At 68.5% G+C, this 3369-nt stretch carries 3 protein-coding genes; 1 reads left to right on the top strand and 2 read right to left on the bottom strand.

Annotated features, from left to right (window positions below; translation table 11 throughout):
• Together urtA and KBX53_RS26950 are read right to left on the bottom strand one after the other, a co-directional pair.
• Positions 1-1169 (bottom strand): urea ABC transporter substrate-binding protein (urtA, locus tag KBX53_RS26945; protein WP_210862339.1); only part of this gene is annotated, 1169 nt, incomplete at its 3' end.
• 421 nt (positions 1170-1590) lie between these two features.
• On the bottom strand, positions 1591-2673 hold the full coding sequence (locus tag KBX53_RS26950) for a substrate-binding domain-containing protein (RefSeq protein WP_030335459.1): 1083 nt from the start codon (positions 2671-2673) through the stop codon (positions 1591-1593).
• Positions 2674-2769: 96 nt separating this feature from the next.
• Here KBX53_RS26950 and KBX53_RS26955 point away from each other — a divergent pair, with 96 nt between their 5' ends.
• Positions 2770-3234, top strand: a complete 465-nt coding sequence (locus tag KBX53_RS26955; RefSeq protein WP_210862340.1) for a MarR family winged helix-turn-helix transcriptional regulator — start codon at positions 2770-2772, stop codon at positions 3232-3234.
• The last annotated feature ends 135 nt before the right edge of the window (positions 3235-3369 follow it).

The following is a 3369-nucleotide window of genomic DNA, read 5'->3' on the forward strand; positions in this document are numbered from 1 at the left end:
TCGGTGATCAGACCGTCCGCGCCGATCTTGCCGATCCGGGCGGTCTTGGCGATGTGCTGCGTCTTGCCGTCGACGGTGACCAGACCCTCCGGCGCGTCGAAGGTGATGCCGTCCGAGGCGGAACGGACCTTCTCCACGTCGAAGGCGCCGGCCTTCTCGACCATCGCCTTCCACAGGTGGACCCCGACGTACGCGGCCTCCATCGGGTCACTGGTCGGTTTGTCCGCGCCGTACTTCGCCTTGTACGCGGCCACGAACTTCGAGTTCGCCGCGCCCGGGGTGGTCTGGTAGTAGTTCCAGGCCGTCAGTTGGCCCTCCAGATACTGGGTGCCGATGCTCTTGACCTCTTCCTCGGCGATCGACACCGACACCACCGGCATGGCGGCGGCGGTCAGCCCCGCGGACTTGTATTCCTTGAAGAAGGCCACATTGCTGTCACCGTTGAGCGTGTTGAACACCGCGTCCGCGCCGGACGATTTGACCTTGTTGACGATGGTGCCGAACTCGGTGGAGCCCAGCGGCGCGTAATCCTCGCCCAGCACGGCCATCCCGTTCGCGGTCGCGTACGCCTTGATGATTTTGTTCGCGGTACGGGGAAACACGTAGTCGCTGCCGACCAGATAGACCGACTTCGCGCCCTGCGCCTTGAGGTAGTCGAGCCCCGGAACGATCTGCTGATTGGTCGTCGCTCCGGTGTAGAAGATGTAGGGCGACTGCTCCAGACCCTCGTACTGCACGGGGTAGAACAGCAACGCCTTGTTCTTCTCGAAGACCGGTTTGACCGCCTTGCGGCTGGCCGAGGTCCAACAGCCGAAGACGGCGGCCACCCGGTCCTCGGAGATGAGCTTCTCGGCCTTCTCGGCGAAGGTGGGCCAGTCGGAGGCGCCGTCCTCACCGACCGGCTGGATCTTCTTGCCGAGGACACCGCCGGCCGCGTTGATCTCCTCGACGGCGAGCATGATGGCGTCGCGAACGGTGACCTCGCTGATCGCCATGGTGCCGGAGAGCGAGTTGAGCAGGCCCACCTTGACGGTGTCGCCGGAGACGTCGGCGCTGACGCCGGTGGCGCCGCCCTCGTCGGTGGTCTTGCTGCCGCACGCGGTCATCGCGGCCGCGGCGACCACTGTCATGGCACCCGCCAGGATGCGGCGGCCCCGGAATAATGACATCTACTCTCCCTGCGGTGCACTCAGGTGACGTTAAGGACGGTCGGTGCGGTCCGATGGAGCTGACGTGGGCGATGCCGAGGTCGACGGGTGGACGCCGTGCGGGGCACCGGATCGGATATGGGCAGGGAAAGCGTCGACCGGCATGATTGCGCGGGTGTTTCCCGGTCCTTAATTGACTGTTTCCGAGGGGCCCGTCAGGCGCGCACGAAAAACGGCCGACACCGTGGGGAGGAAACGGTGTCGGCCGTTGGGAAAGACGCGAGATAAGTGCCACCATAATGATGGACGGAAGAATCCGCCGACGGTGGGCGCACAATGGTGACAGCTGACCGCCCGGCCAGATACTTCACGCAGGAAGCATCTTAGGACGGGATCGGGTGGCGCTGTCAAGGGCCTGGTGGGCCGATTCCCGACGCCCGGTTCAGAGTTGGGCGAGCACTGTGAAGTCCAACCCGTCCGCCTCGGCCAGGTAGATGCGCTGACGCACGTGCCGCTGACGCAGCCGCAGCCGTCCACGCGGCCCGTGGTAGGCGACCGTGTCGGCGGCCGTCTCGATGGCCCGCACGTCGAGGGTGCGGGCCTGACCGATCAGCGCGGCGAGCAGCATGACACCCTCGTAACAGGACTCCCCCAGGCTGCCCAGCGGTGGCGCCTCCACCCCGAAACGCCTGGCGAACTCGCCGTGGAAGTCGAGGTTCTCCGGGGTCACCAGCCCGGCGAAGAAGCCGGCCGTGCTGTACAACCTCCGGGTCGCGCCGGCACCGCTGGCCAGCAGCATGTTCTCGTCCATCAGGGTGCTCAGCCGCAGACAGCGCTGATCCAGGCCGGATCGGGCGAACGCGCGGTTGAACCGCACCGCGTCGGCACCGACCAGCAGCATCAACACCGCGTCCGCGTCACTGTGCTCGATGCGGCGCAACACCTCGGTGAAGTCGTGCGCGTCCAACGGCAGGAAGTGCCGGCCCACCACCTGCCCGCCGCCGCGCAGCGCGTACCGCTGGGCCGCCCGCGAGGTACGACGCGGCCAGACGTAGTCGTTGCCCACCACGAACCAGCGACGCACCCCCTGCTCCCCGGCGAGCAGCCGCATCGCGGGCCACAGCTGGGCATCCGGTGTCTCGCTGGTCAGGAAGACCCCTTCGGTACGCTCACCGCCCTCGTAGAGTGCGGTGTAGACGTACGGCACCCGGTGCGCGACGCGGGGCGCCAACGCCTGGCGCACCGAGGAGATGTGCCACCCGGTCACCCCCTGCACGGCCCCCACCGACACCAACGCCTCGACCTCGGCAGCCACCTCGGCCGGCGGTGCGCCACCGTCGACCGGCACCAGCCGCACCTCCCGGCCCAGCACGCCACCACACCGGTTGATCTCCTCCACCGCGAGTTGCGCGCAGAGCTCGCAGGTGGGGCCGAACATGCCGGCCGGCCCGCGCATCGGGTAGACCAACGCGATGCTGACCACGGCACGGTCGACGGTCAGCCACGGCGGTGCCGGCGCGGACATGAGCACATGATTGCCCGGCCCCCGACGGAAGACCAGCGCTCACCACTGGCCGGGACGACTCGCTACCATGACACTGCCACCGGACCAGGGAGTTTCATGTCAGACGTGCCCGGGGCGCCAGCCGACCTGCTGCGCTCGCTCACCCGCGCCGAACGGCTGCTCTCCCGCCGGTTGGGCGCTGTGCTGGCCGACGACGGGCTGAGCATCGAGGCCTGGCGGGTGCTCTGCCTGCTCTCCGACGGCCAGGGTCACCCGATGAGCGAGGTGTCCGCCGAGGCGTCGCTGCCGCCGGGCACCCTCACGAAGCTGGTCGACCAGCTCGTCGACCGCAATCTCGTCTTCCGCCGGATCGATCCGGTCGACCGCCGTCGGATCCGGGCGTACCTGAGCGATCGAGGCCGCCGCGAGCACGCCCGCCTGGACGAGCGGGTCCGCGCGAGCCTCGCCGAGTTGGGAGTGCCGCACGCCGCCGACCTGGCGAGCCAGCTCGACGACCTGATCGGCCGTCTCGCCCCGGCTCCGCAGCGGGAGCACGTTCACGCATCCGGCCCCCACCGCTGACTTCTGCCCGGCGCACCGACCAACCCTGGGCGAGCCGCCCGTCTCGCCCTGCCCCCGACGCGAACGCCACCCCGCCGCGAGCGTGATGTCTGTGAGTCATCGTGATGACTCACAGACAACACGCTCTCCGCAGTG

Source organism: Micromonospora sp. M51 (genome assembly GCF_018070305.1).
GTDB lineage: Bacteria > Actinomycetota > Actinomycetes > Mycobacteriales > Micromonosporaceae > Micromonospora > Micromonospora parva.

What these genes read in the sequence shown, in the direction of transcription:
- KBX53_RS26955 (WP_210862340.1), top strand. Translation starts at nt 2,770, where the DNA reads ATGTCAGACGTGCCCGGGGCGCCAGCCGACCTGCTGCGCTCGCTCACC.
- KBX53_RS26950 (WP_030335459.1), bottom strand. Translation starts at nt 2,673, where the DNA reads ATGTCCGCGCCGGCACCGCCGTGGCTGACCGTCGACCGTGCCGTGGTC.